The sequence below is a fragment of the Actibacterium mucosum KCTC 23349 genome (assembly GCF_000647975.1).
In the GTDB taxonomy this organism is placed as follows: domain Bacteria; phylum Pseudomonadota; class Alphaproteobacteria; order Rhodobacterales; family Rhodobacteraceae; genus Actibacterium; species Actibacterium mucosum.
The window spans coordinates 333,984-350,688 of sequence record NZ_JFKE01000003.1; the positions used below are offsets into that span (position 1 = coordinate 333,984).

General features: G+C 61.3%; 18 protein-coding genes. 7 read left to right on the top strand and 11 right to left on the bottom strand.

The window, feature by feature from the left end; all coding sequences use genetic code 11:
• Positions 1-162 precede the first annotated feature (162 nt).
• Positions 163-1,032, top strand: coding sequence for a 3-hydroxy-5-phosphonooxypentane-2,4-dione thiolase (gene lsrF / locus ACMU_RS08230; RefSeq protein WP_035258279.1), 870 nt, complete (start codon positions 163-165; stop codon positions 1,030-1,032).
• Here the strand turns inward: lsrF and ACMU_RS08235 are convergent, their stop codons facing one another.
• Genes ACMU_RS08235 through ACMU_RS08250 form a run of 4 tightly spaced genes read right to left on the bottom strand, consistent with a single transcriptional unit; the run spans position 1,033 to position 3,973 of the window.
• Positions 1,033-1,638 carry a pyridoxamine 5'-phosphate oxidase family protein gene (locus ACMU_RS08235; RefSeq protein ID WP_035258282.1) on the bottom strand — a complete coding sequence of 202 codons (606 nt, stop codon included), beginning with the start codon at positions 1,636-1,638 and terminating at the stop codon, positions 1,033-1,035.
• 30 nt (positions 1,639-1,668) lie between these two features.
• Positions 1,669-2,394, bottom strand: coding sequence for a lysophospholipid acyltransferase family protein (locus ACMU_RS08240; RefSeq protein ID WP_035258813.1), 726 nt, complete (start codon positions 2,392-2,394; stop codon positions 1,669-1,671).
• Positions 2,395-2,396: 2 nt separating this feature from the next.
• Complete coding sequence (locus ACMU_RS08245) at positions 2,397-3,299, bottom strand: cell division protein FtsX (protein WP_035258285.1); 903 nt, start codon at positions 3,297-3,299, stop codon at positions 2,397-2,399.
• A complete protein-coding gene (locus ACMU_RS08250; RefSeq protein WP_035258288.1) occupies positions 3,296-3,973 on the bottom strand; it encodes a cell division ATP-binding protein FtsE in 678 nt (225 codons plus the stop codon). The genes ACMU_RS08245 and ACMU_RS08250 overlap by 4 nt, the downstream gene beginning before the upstream one ends.
• Before the next feature lie 159 nt (positions 3,974-4,132).
• Between ACMU_RS08250 and ACMU_RS08255 the strand changes: the two genes are divergently transcribed.
• Positions 4,133-5,008 (top strand): zinc-ribbon domain-containing protein, encoded by an 876-nt coding sequence (locus tag ACMU_RS08255; protein ID WP_081805449.1) that lies wholly within the window; start codon positions 4,133-4,135, stop codon positions 5,006-5,008.
• Here ACMU_RS08255 and ACMU_RS08260 read toward each other — a convergent pair whose 3' ends face one another.
• The 4 genes from ACMU_RS08260 to ACMU_RS18710 form a co-directional block, all read right to left on the bottom strand.
• Entirely contained in the window at positions 5,009-7,603 is a 2,595-nt protein-coding gene (locus ACMU_RS08260) for a DUF4175 domain-containing protein (protein WP_051588174.1), read from the bottom strand.
• A gap of 43 nt (positions 7,604-7,646) precedes the next feature.
• The gene (gene lysA / locus ACMU_RS08265) at positions 7,647-8,912 is read right to left on the bottom strand and encodes a diaminopimelate decarboxylase (protein ID WP_035258292.1); all 1,266 of its coding nucleotides are present in this window, start codon (positions 8,910-8,912) and stop codon (positions 7,647-7,649) included.
• Positions 8,913-9,014: 102 nt separating this feature from the next.
• A complete protein-coding gene (locus ACMU_RS08270) occupies positions 9,015-9,338 on the bottom strand; it encodes a DUF2834 domain-containing protein (RefSeq protein ID WP_035258295.1) in 324 nt (107 codons plus the stop codon).
• Positions 9,331-9,942, bottom strand: a complete 612-nt coding sequence (locus ACMU_RS18710; RefSeq protein WP_051588176.1) for a TetR/AcrR family transcriptional regulator — start codon at positions 9,940-9,942, stop codon at positions 9,331-9,333. Before ACMU_RS18710 ends, ACMU_RS08270 begins: the two co-directional genes overlap by 8 nt.
• 179 nt (positions 9,943-10,121) lie before the next feature.
• Here ACMU_RS18710 and ACMU_RS08280 point away from each other — a divergent pair, with 179 nt between their 5' ends.
• On the top strand, positions 10,122-10,499 hold the full coding sequence (locus ACMU_RS08280) for a hypothetical protein (protein WP_035258297.1): 378 nt from the start codon (positions 10,122-10,124) through the stop codon (positions 10,497-10,499).
• Here ACMU_RS08280 and ACMU_RS19590 read toward each other — a convergent pair.
• Both ACMU_RS19590 and argH read right to left on the bottom strand, forming a co-directional pair.
• Positions 10,496-10,666 (bottom strand): hypothetical protein, encoded by a 171-nt coding sequence (locus tag ACMU_RS19590; protein ID WP_169737934.1) that lies wholly within the window; start codon positions 10,664-10,666, stop codon positions 10,496-10,498. The genes ACMU_RS08280 and ACMU_RS19590 overlap by 4 nt on opposite strands.
• A complete protein-coding gene (gene argH, locus ACMU_RS08285; RefSeq protein ID WP_035258300.1) occupies positions 10,663-12,054 on the bottom strand; it encodes an argininosuccinate lyase in 1,392 nt (463 codons plus the stop codon). Before argH ends, ACMU_RS19590 begins: the two co-directional genes overlap by 4 nt.
• Before the next feature lie 20 nt (positions 12,055-12,074).
• Between argH and ACMU_RS08290 the strand changes: the two genes are divergently transcribed.
• Positions 12,075-12,644 (top strand): TlpA family protein disulfide reductase, encoded by a 570-nt coding sequence (locus ACMU_RS08290; RefSeq protein WP_035258302.1) that lies wholly within the window; start codon positions 12,075-12,077, stop codon positions 12,642-12,644.
• Position 12,645: 1 nt separating this feature from the next.
• On the opposite strand, the gene ACMU_RS08295 is transcribed toward ACMU_RS08290, so the two are convergent.
• Complete coding sequence (locus ACMU_RS08295) at positions 12,646-14,163, bottom strand: class I adenylate-forming enzyme family protein (protein WP_152544558.1); 1,518 nt, start codon at positions 14,161-14,163, stop codon at positions 12,646-12,648.
• 170 nt (positions 14,164-14,333) lie between these two features.
• Here ACMU_RS08295 and ACMU_RS08300 point away from each other — a divergent pair, with 170 nt between their 5' ends.
• The 3 genes from ACMU_RS08300 (at position 14,334) to ACMU_RS08310 (ending at position 16,589) form a co-directional block, all read left to right on the top strand.
• A complete protein-coding gene (locus ACMU_RS08300) occupies positions 14,334-14,726 on the top strand; it encodes a hypothetical protein (RefSeq protein WP_035258304.1) in 393 nt (130 codons plus the stop codon).
• Complete coding sequence (locus ACMU_RS08305; protein WP_035258307.1) at positions 14,726-15,655, top strand: sterol desaturase family protein; 930 nt, start codon at positions 14,726-14,728, stop codon at positions 15,653-15,655. The genes ACMU_RS08300 and ACMU_RS08305 overlap by 1 nt, the downstream gene beginning before the upstream one ends.
• 91 nt (positions 15,656-15,746) lie before the next feature.
• Positions 15,747-16,589, top strand: coding sequence for an EAL domain-containing protein (locus tag ACMU_RS08310; RefSeq protein WP_051588180.1), 843 nt, complete (start codon positions 15,747-15,749; stop codon positions 16,587-16,589).
• The last annotated feature ends 116 nt before the right edge of the window (positions 16,590-16,705 follow it).

Below are 16,705 nucleotides of genomic sequence, written 5' to 3' on the forward strand. Positions count from 1 at the left end.
GGCCCTTTCAACCTTGTTACCGCAAAGCGGCCTTTTGCTGCCAGCTTTTGCTGCACCTGCATAGTTGAATTCATTGGAAATATATTTCCAGCAATGAAGTATATTCAGTGAATCGCCACAACCCGCTACAAAACCCCCGACACATTAGCGGAGGGCAATCCCATGGCGGATCTGGACGATATCAAGGACGGCAAAGATTTTGGCGCAGGCACCCCGCCCGACACCAGCCGGTTTTTCCTAAAGGGCGCGGCCCATCACGACTGGGGCATGAAGGCGCGGCTGTCGGCGATGTTCCGGCCCGAAACCGGGCGCACGGTGATGCTGGCCTTTGACCACGGCTATTTTCAGGGCCCCACCACGGGGTTGGAACGGATCGACCTGACGATCGCCCCCCTGGCCCCTTACACCGACGTTCTGATGGGCACCCGCGGGGCCATCCGCACCATGATCCCGCCCGAGGTCAACAAACCTGTCGCGCTGCGCTGTTCGGCCGGCAACTCGATCCTGACCGAGCTGTCGAACGAGCTGATCTCGGTCGAGATCGAGGACGCCCTGCGTCTGGGCGTGTCCGCCATGGCCGCGCAGGTCTATATCGGCGCCGAGTATGAGCACAAATCCATCGGCAACGTGGTCAAGCTGATCGACAGCGGCCTGCGCTATGGCATCCCCACCATGGCCGTCACCGGCGTGGGCGCCGACATGGTGCGCGATGCGCGCTATTTCGGCCTGGCCACCCGGATCGCCGCCGAGATCGGCGCGCAGGTGGTCAAATCCTATTACGTTGACGAAGGGTTCGAAAACATCGTGCTGGGCTGCCCGGTGCCCATCGTGATCGCCGGGGGCAAGAAACTGCCCGAGGCCGACGCGCTGGAAATGGCCTACCGCGCCATTGATCAGGGCGCGGCCGGCGTGGATATGGGCCGCAACGTGTTCCAGTCCGAAAAACCGCTGGCGATGCTCAAAGCGCTCGAGGCTGTGGTGCACCACGGCGCCACCGGCGCCGAGGCTTACCAGCTGTTTCAGGACAGCTGATCACCACATAGACGTGGCGGCGCGGCCCGGCCATTCTGCGTCATAGGCTTTGCCGTCAATCTCGCCTTGCGTCATTTCCTGCAGCAGGTCCCCGACGCTGGGCAAGCCATCGCTTTCGTCGCCCGACGTCCAGGTGCGTGCCCGCATCAGGGCGCGGGCGCATTGGCTGTAGATCTCGGCGATGGTGATCACCGCCACGGTACGCGGCTGTTTGCCGTCGCGATCGAACCGGGCCAACATCGCCGGGTCAGCTGTCAGCTTCGCCGTGCCGTTTACCCGTATCACGTTGTTTGATCCCGGCACCATGAACATCAGCGACACCCGACCGTCGCGCACAATATTGCGCAGGCTGTCGATCCGGTTGTTGCCGCGCCAATCCGGCAGCGCCAGCGTGCCGGGGTCCAGCTCGACCACCACGGGGCCATCGTCGCCACGCGGGCTGCCATCGGAGCCCTCGGGGCCCACCGTCGTCAGCACGCAAAACCGCGACGCCATGATCCACTTGCGATAGAGCGGTGTCATTTGGCGCGCCACCTTCCGCGTGGCCGCCGGGCCGGGGGCACCGTAAAGCGCCTCCAGCTCATCCAGAGAGTTTAAAAAATCCATGTTCCGGATCCCTGAAAGTTTAAAGAAAAGCTACAATTTTCCCGCTTCCGCCATCAGCGCATCGGATGCAGCCTCGATCGTGGTTTCCAGCGTTTCCATAAACGCCTCGGTGCTCAGCCCCGGTTTAATGGGCGGTAAAAACTCTACCACTGCCAGCCCCGGTTTGCGGTATATGCCCGTGCGCGGCCAGAAGACACCCACGTTGGTTGCCGCTGGCACACAATCCTGTGACAACTCGCCATACAGCACCGCAGGCCCTATTTTATAAGGCTTTTTGGCCCCCGGCGCGACGCGGGTCCCTTGCGGATAGATGATCAACTGCCCCGGCGTCTCAACCCCTGCCCGCACCCCTGCAACCATCTGCTCAACGGCCTTGGCTTTCTTGCCCCGATCCACCGGGACGCAGCCAATACGCAAGGCAAACCACCCAAGGATCGGCGCCCATTTCAGCGAGTGTTTCATGATGAATTTCGGCCGCGGCACCACCGACACGATCATGATAATATCAAAGAAACTCTGATGCTTAGAGGCAATCAGCACCTCTCCGTCCGGCACGTCGCCACGGATCTCGGATCGCAGGCCGATCATCCACGACGCCGTCCACCGGACCCACCGGCAATAAGTGTGCACCCCTCTGAACGCCCAAACCCGGTTGATGGCTGCAAGCGGGGTGAAATACAGCGCCATAATCGCCATCGTCAGGTACATCTGGGCTACAAAGACCAGCGACCTGAACCAACGCCAAGCATATGCCAACATTATGAAATTCCTCGCAAAACCCGAAACGCCGCCAGCCGCGTTGACCAAAACGCAACCACTGCTGCGGCCACCGGAATGATCACCGGCAAAGCCCAGCCCGCCCCGGCAAATCCCAGCCCTGTCAGAAACCCACCTGCGCTGTCCGCCCCCGGCAACAGCGCTACGCCACCGGTTGCCAAAGCGGCTCCGACAGCCGCGCCTTGCAACGCGCGCCCGGTGAAACGCCGTACAAAGGCCCGTGCGATATACACGTCGCGCGCGCCCACAAGTCTAAGCGTGGCAATGACTTTTTCGTTTGCAGCAAGGGCTGCGTTGGCCGACAGAACGATCATCGCACCCGAGGCCGCCGTGATCAGCGCCAGTGACAAGACGGCAAGCAGGCGCAGCCGGTCCGCCGCCGTGACCAGCGGTTGCCGCCAGCGTGTGTGATCGTCCAGAACCGCCCCCGGCGCCTCGGCTGACAGGCGCAAGCGCAGCGCGGCCGCGTCAAAACCTTCGGCCGTTTCGCGCAGCTCTACCAGGGCCGGAAGCGGTAAGTCCTCTACCGGCAAATCCGGGCCAAACCACGGAGCCAAAAGGGTTTTCTGGTCGTCAGGTGTCAGCAAACGTGCCTCGGCCACGCCGGGTGTAGTTCGCAGCGCTTCCAACACCGCCGCGGCCTGTGTGGCCATCTGACCTTCGGGTGCCGAGATACGCACCGTTGCGGTCCGCGCCAATGCGCCAGACCAGCGATCAGCCAACCGTCCGGCCGAGATCGACAAGGCCAGTGCGAACACCGCCAGAAACGCCATGGCCGCCGAGGTGAACACCGTCAGCCGTACCGTGAAGCCGGTGGGTGGCACCACCCGGTCGGCTTGGGGATCTCCGCGCAGCAGGGTGATCAATCCTCTGAAAACACTCACAGATCCGCCCCCGCAAGTTGCACGCGCCGGTCCTTGATCCGCAACACACGGGCCGCGACCTGACTTTTGGCGGCACGGATCAGGTTCAGATCATGCGTGGCAATCAGCACGGTTTTTCCCATGCGGTTCAATTCCGTAAGCAACTGCAAAAGGCGCAGCGACATGTCCCAGTCGATGTTGCCCGTCGGCTCGTCTGCCAGGATCACCTCGGGGTCCATAATCACCGCGCGGGCCAGTGCAGCGCGCTGCCGCTCACCGCCTGACAACTGTGGTGGCCGCGCATGTGTTTGGGCCCCCAGCCCAACCCAGCCCAGCAGGTCTTTCAAATTCTGCGCTTCTGCACCGGTGTCGCGTCCCGCAACTGTCAGCGGCAGCAAGACATTCTCAGCCAAGGTCAGATGGTCAAGGAATTGGCAATCCTGGTGGACCACCCCAATGCGGCGTCGGGTGTTTGCCACCATGTCGCGGTCCATCGCTGTAACCTCCTTGTCGAACAGACGCACAGAGCCTGTGCTTGGCAGCAATTGGCCATAGCAAAGCTTCATCATGGTGGTCTTGCCCGCCCCCGAAGGCCCGGTCAGAAAATGGAACGAACCAGGTGCCAGGCGCAGTGAAACACCGCTTAGCAGCTCGTCGCCACCATAGTTCTGAGACACGTTCTCAAGATCGATCACTGCAGCCCCCGGTTGGTTTTTGCAGGTTTTGCCCCACAGTATTTAGGGTTTCAATGCCGTTGCTACGCAATTTCTTTGAATTTTTCGACCGTTTGATTCAAAATGTGACCCAATCGGGGAGCACGGCGGACAAATATCGCCGAAAACGAAAGAGGCAATATGCGACTGGTATGCCCAAACTGTGATGCCGTTTACGAAGTGGATGACGCGGTAATCCCCGACGGGGGCCGCGATGTACAATGTTCAAACTGCGGCACTACGTGGTTTCAGAAAAGCGCTCAACAGCTGGCGGATGAGGCCGCCGAACCAGAGCCCCTCGCCACGATCGACGAGACCATCGTGGAACCAGAACCACAGCCCGAGCCAGATTCCGGCTTGGAACCAAGGGTCGACGTTGCAGCCGCCCCCGTGCCGGACCCGGACCCTGCACCGGAACCCGAGCCCCCGACCGAACCTCAGACCGACGACACCCCGGCGCGTCGAGAGCTGGACGAAGGGGTCGCAGACATTCTGCGCGAGGAAGCCGCCCGTGAATCCCAGGCTCGGCAGGCCGAGAATACAGGGCTGGAAAGTCAGCCTGACCTTGGTTTGAACGCGCCGTCGGAACGCCCGGACGGGACCGAGTTGCGGGATCGCATTGCCCGCCTGCGCGGTGTTACGCCCGAAGTGTTCGAGCAAGACGACGCACCGCGCCGCGAAATGCTGCCCGACATCGAGGAAATAAATTCGACCCTGCGTGCCAGTTCGGACCGCGTTGGCGACGAGGTGGCCGGCGCCACGCCCGGGGGCGCATCAGCACCCCTCAGGCGACGCAGCCGTTTCGGCACTGGCTTTGGCCTGATGATCCTGCTGGGCGTGATCCTGGCGGTTGTTTATACAATGGCACCGCTCATCGCGGACAAGGTCCCTGCCACGGCGCCCGCCCTGACCGCTTATGTTCAATTTGCGGATGGTTTGCGCGTAACGGTCAACGGCCTTGTCAGCACGGGCACCGAGCAATTGACGGCGTTTCTGAACGGGCTTAGCGGCGAGTAATCAGAACTTGTCCAGCAAGCGGTTCAGATAGTCGCGCTCTTCTGTCGAGCGTTCCTGTTCGGCCGATCGACGGCGGATTTCATCCAACAGGTCACGCGCCTGGGCGAAGGGATCGTTCCCTTGGCCCAGCAAGTTCTCGTCGCTTTCCAAACCGCCCCGACCGGTATCCTCGCGGCCCAGTGGGTCACGCCGTCCATTAGGATCGCCTTGTCCCACCTGCTGGCCCTGTTGTCCCTGCTGTTGCTGGCGCTGCTCCGCCAGGGCTTCGCCGAGGTTTTGCATGCCGTCGCGCAGCGCATCCACGGCATCGGCCTGATCGTCCAGAGCCCCTGCAAGGTCGCCCTCTCGCAGGTTGCGTTCAGCCCGATCCATGGCGCGGCCTGCACGGTCAAGCGCGTCGCGCGCCTGGCGTCCGGCTTCGCCGCCGACACCCGGAAGGTTCTGCTGTTGCTGTTCCAATTGCCGGCGCAGCGCGCGCTGCCGTTCAGCCAGGCTTTGCGGTTGGCCTTGCCCGCCATCGCCGGACTGCGCGCCCGGCTGGTCGCCGCCCTGCCCCTGTCCTTCGCCCTGCTGGCCTTCGTGGCTGGAGCCGCGCCCCTCGCCGCCATTGCGCCCTTCGTTCTGGCCACTTTGTCCGGCTTGTGCGCCTGGGTTGAACTGTTCCTGCAGATCGCGGAAGGCCTGATCAGACAGGCCCTGCTGCTCGCGCAGGGTCTCGCCCAGCCCTTCCATCGCCTCCTGGCCCGGCGTGCTTTGGCCATTAGGGTTCTGAGTGACCTGCAGGTTCTCCATCATCTGGCTCAACCGTTCCATCAGTTGCATGGCCTCGGCCATCCGGCCCTCTTCCATCAGGCGCTGGATTTCATCCAAGAGCTCCTGCAACTGTTCGCCGGTGATCTCGCGCTGTTCTTGTTCACCGCTGCCGGGCTGATCGGTTCCGTCACCCGGCTGTTGCTGGTTCTGCTGCTGCTGTGCAAGTTGCCGGATGTATTCGTTCATCGCGTCGCGCAGCTCTTGCATCAGCTCGGCGATTTCCTCGTCCGAGGCGCCGTTGCGCATCGCCTCTTCCAGACGTTCCTGCGCCCGTTTCAGACGCTCGGCCGCATCCGAAAGGTCACCAAATTCGATCAGGTTGGCGAGGTCCCATAAAGCATCGGCCAGTTCCTGCTGCTGCTCGGGCGTCAGATCGCCTTTGGCCGCTTCAGCCAGATCGCGCAACACCTGTTGCATTGCGCCATATGCGCTGCCCTCGCGAAAAACATCATCAGGCTTGTAAGACACAGCTCGCAGGATCTGCAGCACCCGCGTGCCGTTGCTGCGCGCCCACAACAGGTCACGCCTTTGTTCGATCACGGCTTTGGCTAGCGGATCAAAGAACCTTTGGCCCGGCAGCTCGGTCGCCAGATTGTCTGAAAACCCTGTCTGCCCTCGCGCGTCATCCACGCTTAACCGGATCTGTACCGGCAGCCCAACCCACGGATGTTCGGACAGGTTTTCGATCAGCAGTTCTTCGAAGCTCGCCCGGTCACCACTAATGGGCATTGGCAGGTCCAGCAGGATTTCCGGTCGTGGGTCGGGGTTGGCGACCAAACCGTGTTGCCGGCTGACGGCAGCCAGGTTCAAATCAATCTGCGCCCGTCCCAGGACCACGCCATAATCATCGGCCCCCGCAAACGGTTGCTGCAATTCCCCATCGGCGCGGCGTCGCATGGCGCCGTTGAACTCCACCGACGGCAGGCCATCGGGGCTCAGCAAAACCTGCCATGCGCGCCCACCGGGCCCGTCGATCCGCATCTCGCCCGCGCGCGCGATCTCAAAGCTCTGGGCCATCGGGTCAGCCAGCGGGAAGGCCTCGCCGCCCGACACATCTTCGACCACCTGCAAGCTGTCCGCCTCGCCGTACAAGCGCAGGGTGACACGGCTGCCTTGAGGCACCGTCAGCGTTTCGCCCCCCAGATCATTGAGATACAGCGTGGGCTTGCCGGTAAACGAGGGGGGCTCTACCCACCCTTCCCACGCCGGTCCGGCCGCCACGGTTTGCCCGGACTGGGCCACGACACCGGCCACTTCGCCGGGGCGCAACCCCGTGCCAAAAACCAACCCTGTCAGGGCCAGGGTGCAGGCAAGAAGACCAAAGGCATACCGGTCATGCAGGTGCAACGCAGGGCGCGGGGCCACGGGTTGCAACCCGTCCAACCGTTTCCGCAGGCGCGCCCGATGCGCGGCCCAAACCGCGCGCGAGGCACCATCCTGCGCGCCAACCGCCTGCTGGTCCAGCAATGTGGTAATGGGGGCATGCGGAAGGCTGTCATCCAGACGCTGCAACGCTGCGGCGCGTGTCGGCCACCGGAACCGTCGCGCCCCATGTGCCAGCAAGCCGAGAACACCCAGCCCGGCCAGACCCGTCAGGATCATCGCCGCCATAGGCGGCACCACCCGGTACAGCCCCAACGAAACCAACCCGAACGCCAACAGAGCCAGCGACCCCGCCGGCCAAAACGCCCGCGCGGCACGTTCCACAACCATCCCGGCCTGCGTCCATCGCAGTGGCCAGGCGATGTGGCTCAGAATGTCAGAGTTGTCCGGTTGCGCGATAACAGATCCTCGATACCTCGGGCCGCCATCGCGAAACGCGCGGCTACAGCCACTCAGGTACCCTATCGCGGTTTATCATTTCGTCAAAGCTGGGACGTGGTCGAATGACAGCGAATTGATCCCCGCTGACCAACACTTCGGGCACCAAAGGCCGCGAATTGTATTCCGAGGCCATAACGGCGCCATAAGCACCGGCCGACCGGAACGCGATCAGGTCGCCCGGCCCCGACTGCGCCATCACCCGTTGCTTGGCAAAAGTGTCGCCTGATTCGCATACCGGCCCAACCACGTCATAGGTGGCCGGATCTGCACCCGCTGCTGGCTCGACCACGGAAACGATGTCGTGATGGGCGGCATACATCGAGGGGCGGATCAGGTCATTCATTGCCGCATCCACGATCAGAAAGTCACGGCCTTCGCCCTCTTTGAGATAGATCACCTCGGTCACCAGAACACCCGAGTTCCCGGCAATCAGGCGGCCCGGCTCAATTTCGATCTCTGCGTTCAGATGACCCAGCTCCTCACGTACCATCGCGCCATATTCCACAGGCAAAGGCGGCGCATCATTGGAGCGTTCGTAAGGAATACCCAGGCCGCCGCCCAGATCCAGACGCTCAATCGCATGACCGTCCGCTCGCAACACGTCTGTCAATTCCGCCACTTTGCGATAGGCCAGACGATACGGTTCCAAATCCGTCAGCTGGCTGCCGATATGCACGTCGATCCCGACAACCCGCAAGCCTTCCAACGTGGCGATCTCGGCATAAACCTCACGCGCCTTGGCGATCGGAATGCCGAACTTGTTCTCGGATTTCCCCGTGGCGATCTTCTCATGGGTCTTGGCATCCACATCCGGGTTCACCCGAACCGTGACCGGGGCCACCACGCCCATCGCGCGCGCCACCTGGTCCAGCACCCGCATCTCGGGCTCACTTTCCAGGTTGAACTGTCGGATACCGCCGGCAAGGGCCGTACGCATCTCGTCGCGCGTTTTGCCAACGCCCGAGAACACGATCTTGTCGCCTTCGAACCCGGCTGCGCGTGCCCGCGCATACTCCCCACCCGAGACCACATCAACGCCCGCGCCCAGATTGGCCATCAAGGTCAGGATTGCCTGGTTCGAATTGGCCTTCATCGCGTAACAGACCAAATGCGGCATTCCCTCCAACGCCTCGTCAAATAGACGGAAATGCCGGGTAAATGTCGCCGTGGAATAGCAATAGAACGGCGTGCCCACCGCCGCGGCAATCTGGCTCAGCGGCACGTCTTCGGCATGAAGAATGCCATCGCGATAAAGAAAATGATCCATATCCGCGCAATAGCCGCTCGCCAACGCCAATGCAACCGTGCCCCAAGCACCCCAACCGAGCGCGAAGCCGAAGGCGCCAAGCGAGACAAAAAACTTGCGCCGTCAGGCGCGCCTTTGGATCCCGACGCGCAAAAACAGGTACAAGGGCAACCCACAGCTTACGCCGATGCAAAACGTCGCCGGAATGGCCCAAAGCCCCCGCCAACGGCGGGCCGCAGCGCATTCCGCCACGACCCAAACCGTCAGGGCAATGGCAGCAATTGTCAGGTCCCAGACCAAGCCGCTGCTGGCGTCATTGACGTGCCAGGCATCGATCATGCCCGCCAGATCAAACCCGTTCTCGCCGAACCACGCCAGGAAATAGGCCATTGGATGCACAGCGCCCCACAGCGCCAGCGCCAGAAATAGCCAGCGTATCCTATCCATGCTCCACCCCTCCCACGGTCAGGCCCGCCCGCACTTGCGCAAGAACGGCCGCAACCATTTCGTCATACAGGGCGTCATCCAGTTCGAACATCGCCCGGTGAATCACCAAGCCATCGGCGATGGATGCAATTGCGCGCCCATGGGCCCGTGCGTTCAGCCGCGGCGAAAGGACACCATTATTCTTCAAAGCCCGCAGGTTCTGAGCATAGAACCGCCCCAGCATTTTATAAAACGCTGCCACCTCTTCCATCAGGCCCGGCGTGTTCGTGCCGGCCCCCATGATCTCGAAGAACATCCGTGTCGCCTGCCGGTCTGTTTGTCCCGGCGTGATTGCACCGCGCACAATTACGATAAAGTCTTCAAGGGTTTCAGGGGGTTCTGCGCGTTTCACCTGCTCCTCCCAAAGAGCAAAGCAGGCCCGGACTAGCGCAAGGGTCAGTTCTTCCTTGTTTTGAAAATACAGATACAGCGTTCCCTTGGCCAAACCTGCCTCGGTCGCGATATCCGTCATTTTGGTTGCGGCGTGGCCGTATTTGACGAATGCAGACATGGTGGCCGCGATGATCCGCTCCTGCATTTCTTCGCGATCGACAATCTTGGGCATTGCTTTTCCTTCCTGCAGTGCAGTCTTCAGAAAAAAAATTTGACCACAAGATAAATAATGACTTGCAGGTCAACAACGCGTTACCTAGTTACTGACCCATCAGTCAATAACCAACTCTCTTCCTCCGCTGCCTACCGGCAGTGGGCTGGCTGAACTGTATGAAAAGAAAGGTAAACATTATGAAAACAACGATTCTCTCCGCCCTCTGTGCCACCCTTGCCGTCAGCGCGTGTTCGGGTACCGGGGCGTCATACGAACCCGCCCTCAGCAGCAAGGCCGGCCCCGGCTATCAACAAGACCTTGCAGAATGCCGGGCTTTGGCCAAGTCGCAATCGGTGTGGAACGGGGAAACACGCACAGCCGCCGCAGTTGGCGCCGGTGTGGGTGCATTGGCCGGCTTTGCCGATGACGATGTGTCGAACGAAGAGGGTTTGGTTTCGGGTCTTATTGTTGGCGCGGCCACGGGTGCAGCGGCGGGTGCGCTCGAAACCCGTCATTTGCGCAAGGACATCCTGATCGGCTGCCTCCGTGATCGTGGGCATCCGGTCGCGGGTTAAAGCCCGACCAACACCGCGACGTTGCCGGCACGCACCCCGGCCGAGGCCGAGGTAGAGATACCTTTTGGCGTCAGTTTCACCCCGGCGTTCAGCGCCGGAGTGACCGGCGGGCCGTCAGCGCCGCAAGCGCCCAGAAACACCACTGCTAAGAGAACCAGTTTCTTCACGACAACACCTCTTTCCACCGCGCCACCTGTTCGCGAACCCGTGTCGGCGCGGTCCCACCATAACTCATTCGACTGGCAACGGAATTCTTAACGCCAAGCACGTCGAATACATCGGCTGTGATCTGCGCATGCACGGTCTGCATGTCATCCAGTGTCAGGTCTGGAAGATCACAGCCTTTGTTTTCGGCCATCGCCACCAGCGACCCTGTCACATGATGGGCATCGCGGAACGGCATGTTCAACGCCCGCACCAGCCAATCGGCCAGATCGGTGGCGGTGGAAAACCCGCTGGCAGCCGCGGTTTCCAGAGCATCCACGTTGGCTTCCATGTCCTTGACCATGCCTTCCATCGCCGCCAGCGCCAACATCAGGCTGTCAGCAGCGTCAAAGACCTGTTCCTTGTCTTCCTGCATGTCCTTGGAATAGGTCAGCGGCAGCCCCTTCATCACCGTGAACAGCCCCACCATTGCACCCATGATCCGCCCGATCTTGGCGCGGATCAGCTCGGCCGCATCAGGGTTCTTTTTCTGCGGCATGATCGACGAACCGGTCGAAAACCGGTCCGACAGCACCACGAACCGGAACTGCGCCGACGACCAGATCACCAATTCCTCGGCAAAGCGGCTGAGATGCATCGCGCAGATCGAGGCACAGCTGAGGAACTCCAGCGCAAAGTCCCGATCGGCCACCGCGTCCAGCGAATTGGCCGCGGGCCGGTCAAAGCCCAGCGCGGCGGCGGTCATTTCGCGGTCGATGGGAAACGATGTGCCGGCCAGTGCCGCCGCACCCAGGGGCGCCTCGTTCATCCGCGCGCGGGCATCACGAAACCGGCTCAGATCGCGGCCCAGCATCTCGACATAGGCCATCATGTGATGGCCCCAGGTCACCGGCTGCGCGGTTTGCAGGTGGGTGAAACCGGGCATGACCCAATCGGCGCCCACCTCGGCCTGCGCGACAAAAGCTTTCATCAGCGCCTCGATCCCGGCAATCGCGGCGTCATACTGGTCGCGGACCCACAGTTTGAAATCGGTCGCCACCTGATCGTTGCGGCTGCGCCCGGTATGTAGACGGCCCGCCGGTTCGCCAATAACCTCTTTCAAACGCGCCTCGACATTCATGTGAATGTCTTCCAAAGCGGTCGAAAACGCGAAATTTCCGCTTTCGATCTCTGACAACACCGTGAGCAGCCCTTCCCGGATCGCCGCTGCATCGTTATCGGTAATGATGCCTGTGGCGGCCAACATGGCGGCATGGGCGCGCGAGCCTTCGATATCCTGGGCTGCCATACGCTGATCGAACCCGATCGAGGCATTGATCGCCTCCATGATCGCATCGGGTCCGGCGGCAAAGCGGCCGCCCCACATCGTATTCGCGCTGTCTTTGGTCATTGAGCACCCCTGGAGGTCGTATGAAAGTGAGCTTTATTCGTTCCGCAGTGCTGTACACGGCGTTGGCGCTGGGTGCAAACTTCGTTGCGGCGGCAGATATTGCCACGCTGGAGGCGATGCGCGAAGGGTCGATCAAGAAGCTGAATTTTCACAGCACCCCGGCCGAGGTTCCCCCTGCTGAATTGCTGGATATGGCTGAAGGCATACACAGCTTGGACGCGTTCCATGGTAAATACGTCGTTCTGAACTTCTGGGCCACGTGGTGTGCGCCCTGCCGCAAGGAAATGCCGGGGCTGGAGGCCCTGCAGGAGGAACTGGGCGGTGACGATTTTGACGTTGTAGCCATTGCCACGGGTCGGAACCCTGTTCCTGCGATCAACAAGTTCTTTGAATCCATCGAGGTGGACGACATCGTCACCCTGCGCGACCCGAAACAACAGTTTGCTCGGCAGATGCGCGTGCTGGGATTGCCAATGACGATGATCCTTGACCGCGAGGGCCGCGAGATTGCGCGCCTGCAAGGGGACGCCGAATGGGACAGTGAAAGCGCCAAGGCCATCCTGAACACCCTGATCGCAGGCGAAAGCTGACCTAACGCTGTTGCGCCACCCAAGCATCGGCCCGTGCACGCAGTTCGTGACGGGCGATTTTGCCTGCTGGTGATTTCGGGATCTCGTCAATGGGCAACAGGCGTCGCGGGATCTTGTAGCTGGACAGTTCTGCCGACAGATGCGCCAACAGATCATCCTCAGCCGGCAATTCGGCACCGGGTTGTGGCACCACAAAGCCAAACAGCATCTCGTCCCCCATGGGCCCCGCGGCACCGATAACCGCCGCGTCGGCAATGCCGGGATGCGCGGTCAGCACGGCCTCAACTTCGACCGGCGAAACCTGGAAGCCACGGATCTTGGCGATGTCCTTCAATCGGCCATGCAGAAACAGATAACCATCGGCATCGATGCTGGCCAAGTCGCCAGTGCGCAGCCACGCGCCCTCCACCAATGTGTCGGCATTGGCCTCTGGCGCGTCTTTGTAACCGGTCATCAACTGTGCACCGGCCAACCACATTTCGCCCACCTGTCCAGCGGCCAGGTCTTTTTGCGTTTCCGGGTCCACGATCCGCGTGCGCACGCCCGGCAGGGCCAGGCCACAGCTGCCATCGCGAGGCAGATGGGCGGGCGCAATATATGAGAAGGAGCTGAGCTCGGTCATCCCGAACCCTTCACACACGGTTGCCCCCAGCCGGTCCTCCAACGCAGTTTGCAGCCGGGGCCCCAAAGGAGCCGCGGCAGACAGCACATAGTCCACCGATTGCAGATCTGCCGCTGCCGCTGCCGGGTGACCGATCAGCATCGTGGCCACGGGGGGCACAATAAAAAGCTGCTTCACTTTGTGCCTATCGATCAGCGTGGCCATCTCGCCCGCATCAAACCGACGCTGGGTTACCAATCGTCCACCGGCCAAGAAGAAAGCGTTCATGACAGTGGCAAGACCGTATATGTGAAAGAACGGAAGAAAGCCGATTGTGACCTCGTGCGGTTCAACACGCAGCATGGCCTGTGTTTGCCGCAAGTTATGTACAAGGTTTTCAGGCGGCAGCTGAGCGGCTTTTGGCGCGCCGGTTGTACCGGATGAAAAAGGCAGCAAAGCGGGGTTAGCCGCAGGTTGTTCCGGTATCGGGTCGCCCACCAAGGACGCCAGCGGATCACCTGCATCCAGGTCGACCAGGACCTGATCGTCGGCGGCGATGCCAGCAGCGGTTGGCGTTTCGGTGGATGCCGCAACAATCAGCCGCGCGCCTGACTTGGCCATCTGGCGCGACAATTCTGCTGGCTTATAAGCCGGGTTCACCGGTGTCACCGTCGCCCCGGCCCAAAGCAACGCGTGAAAGATAACGCAAAAAGCAGGACTGTTCGGCAACATCAGGGCGACACAATCGCCGCGCGCGACACCGCGCGCGTGCAGAAACCCCGCCACCCGCGGCACGGCCATTGCCAACGCGTCGCCTGTCAAGACATGGCCGGACACCCCATCGCGGATCACCCAAGCCGGGCCGCGATTCTGCATCTCGTCCAAGAAAAGCGACGTCAGTGTCCGATTGCCGGCCACTACCGCGCTAAATCTGCTTTCAAAAACCACCAGATTCCCCAAGTTCAATTCCTTGTGAAAGAATTCATCGGGCGAAAAACACTTGGCAAGCAAAACATGACCCTAGGTCACGTATTGATAATATTGACAGCGGATCGCCCAGATTGTCCATTTCCTGACGGGAGAGGAAAATGCCGCTGGAAATACTTGGGCCGTTGGTTGTCTTTGGCATCCTGTTCGTGGCCGTTTTGTTGCATTTGTTGGGCTATTCGCGCCGCGTAAACCTGCGGGACGAGGCCCAGGCGCGTGCGGCCTGGGTTCGTGAATTCCCGGACACGAAGGTCTTGCAGGTGGCCATGGCCGGCAATGGCAGGGCGGCATTGGTCATGTCATCGGCAGGCGCTGGAATTGTTTGGGCATTTGGCGCAGACACCGTGGCGCGGCGCTTGTCGCCAAAGGCCCGGCTGCACGGCGATCACATTGCCCTGCGGTTCCCCGATTACGGCACCGGGCAACTGCGCATCCCCTTGCCACCCGAGACCGTCGCGCAATGGCGCGACCTGCTGCACGAAGGAGAGCAATGATGGACGGATTGGTCAGTTTCCCCGACGTGGTGTCCTGGGCAGTGCCGCTGTTTCTGGCTGCCATCCTGGCCGAACTGGTGTGGATCCACCTGTCGGGCCGCGGTGGGCGGTACGAGACGCGCGACGCGGTCACCTCGCTGATCATGGGCGCCGGCAGCGTCGCCTCGGGCATTATCCTGGGCTTTGTCGCCTGGGGGTTCTTCATGGTGCTGTGGCGGATCACGCCGCTGGACCTTGGGCTCAGCTGGCCGGTGATCGTGATCTGCTTCATCCTGGATGATCTGCGGTACTATTGGGTCCACCGGTTTGGGCACCGCATCCGCTGGGTCTGGGCCAGCCATGTGAACCACCATTCCAGCCAGCATTACAACCTGACCACCGCGCTCAGGCAGACCTGGACCGGCACCTTCACCTTCATGATGGTGATCCGCGCCCCGCTGATCCTGTTGGGGTTTCACCCGGCCATGGTGCTGTTTGTCGGGGGTCTGAACCTGATCTATCAGTTCTGGATCCATACCGAGGCCATCGGCAAGATGCCCCGCTGGTTCGAGGCGGTGATGAACACGCCCAGCCACCACCGCGTGCACCATGGCCGCAACGCCCGCTATCTGGACTGCAACTATGCCGGCGTGCTGATCATCTGGGACAAGATGTTTGGCACTTTTGTGCCCGAGCAAGAGGACGAAAAGGTCGACTACGGCCTGGTCCACAATATCGGCACCTTCAACCCGCTGCGCGTTGCCTTTCACGAGTGGCTGTCGATTGCGCGCGACATGTCACAGCGCGGTTTGACCCTGCGCGAACGGCTGATGTATGCCATAGCCCCGCCGGGTTGGAGCCATGATGGCAGCCGCAAAGCCTCCGAAGCTTTGAAAGCAGCGCACCTGGAGCAGCACCCCGAAAAGGCCGGAACACCCGGGTTTGACTAATTCGGCCCGCATTTTATTCAACCGGGCCTCGTTTAAGCGCGCGTTAGGGTTTTGGGCGTCAAATTGACGACATAACCCGACGGAGAACAACATGCCCGGATTTGTTGACCCAACCGAGCCCGCCATAGCCGGGGTTGACGACTCGCCATTTTCAGCGGCGCAGGACCAACGCGCTGGCAGCGCCGTGGACCTTGTTCGCGAGGCGTTGTCGGACAGTCGTGTCGCCTTGGCCTTTCAACCCGTGATGCGCGCCGGGGACGACAGCCGCCCCGCGTTTTACGAGGGGTTGATCCGTATTTTTGACGATGCAGGCCGCGTGATCCCTGCCCGCGACTTCATCCAGCAGGTTGAGATGCAGGAACTGGGGCGGCAGATCGACTGTGTCGCCCTCAAACTTGGCCTGAAAGCTCTGCGCGATGCGCCCGATATCCGTATCGCGGTCAACATGTCGGCCCGATCCATCGGCTATCCACAGTGGAACAGCATTCTCAACCGCGGGCTAGACCGGGACAGCACCCTTGCCGAACGGCTGATCCTTGAGATCACGGAAAGCTCGGCAATGATGATGCCTGAACTTGTCACCGTGTTCATGCGCGAACTTCAGCACCGCGGCATTTCCTTTGCGCTGGATGACTTCGGCGCAGGATACACTTCGTTCCGGTATTTACGCGATTTCTACTTCGACATCCTCAAAATCGACGGTCAGTTTATCCGCAACGTGGCATCGGACACCGACAATCAGGTGCTAACTCAGGCGCTGATTTCCATCGGGCGGCACTTTGACATGTTTACCGTCGCCGAAAGCGTGGAAACCGTCGAAGACGCTGCATTTCTGGCATCTGTCGGCATCGACTGCATGCAAGGGTATCATTTCGGCGCCCCCACCGTGCACCCACCATGGGAAGAAGATTCCGGCAAAAAACGGCGCGCATAGCGGCTTTGCGTCGCTGCACGCTCAATTATGTTGCACCTGCAGCATTGGTCCTTTACCTCTGTCACTACGGACTTAGGAGCAGCATCGGTCCACCCTTTGGGCCGATCGCCTTGCGC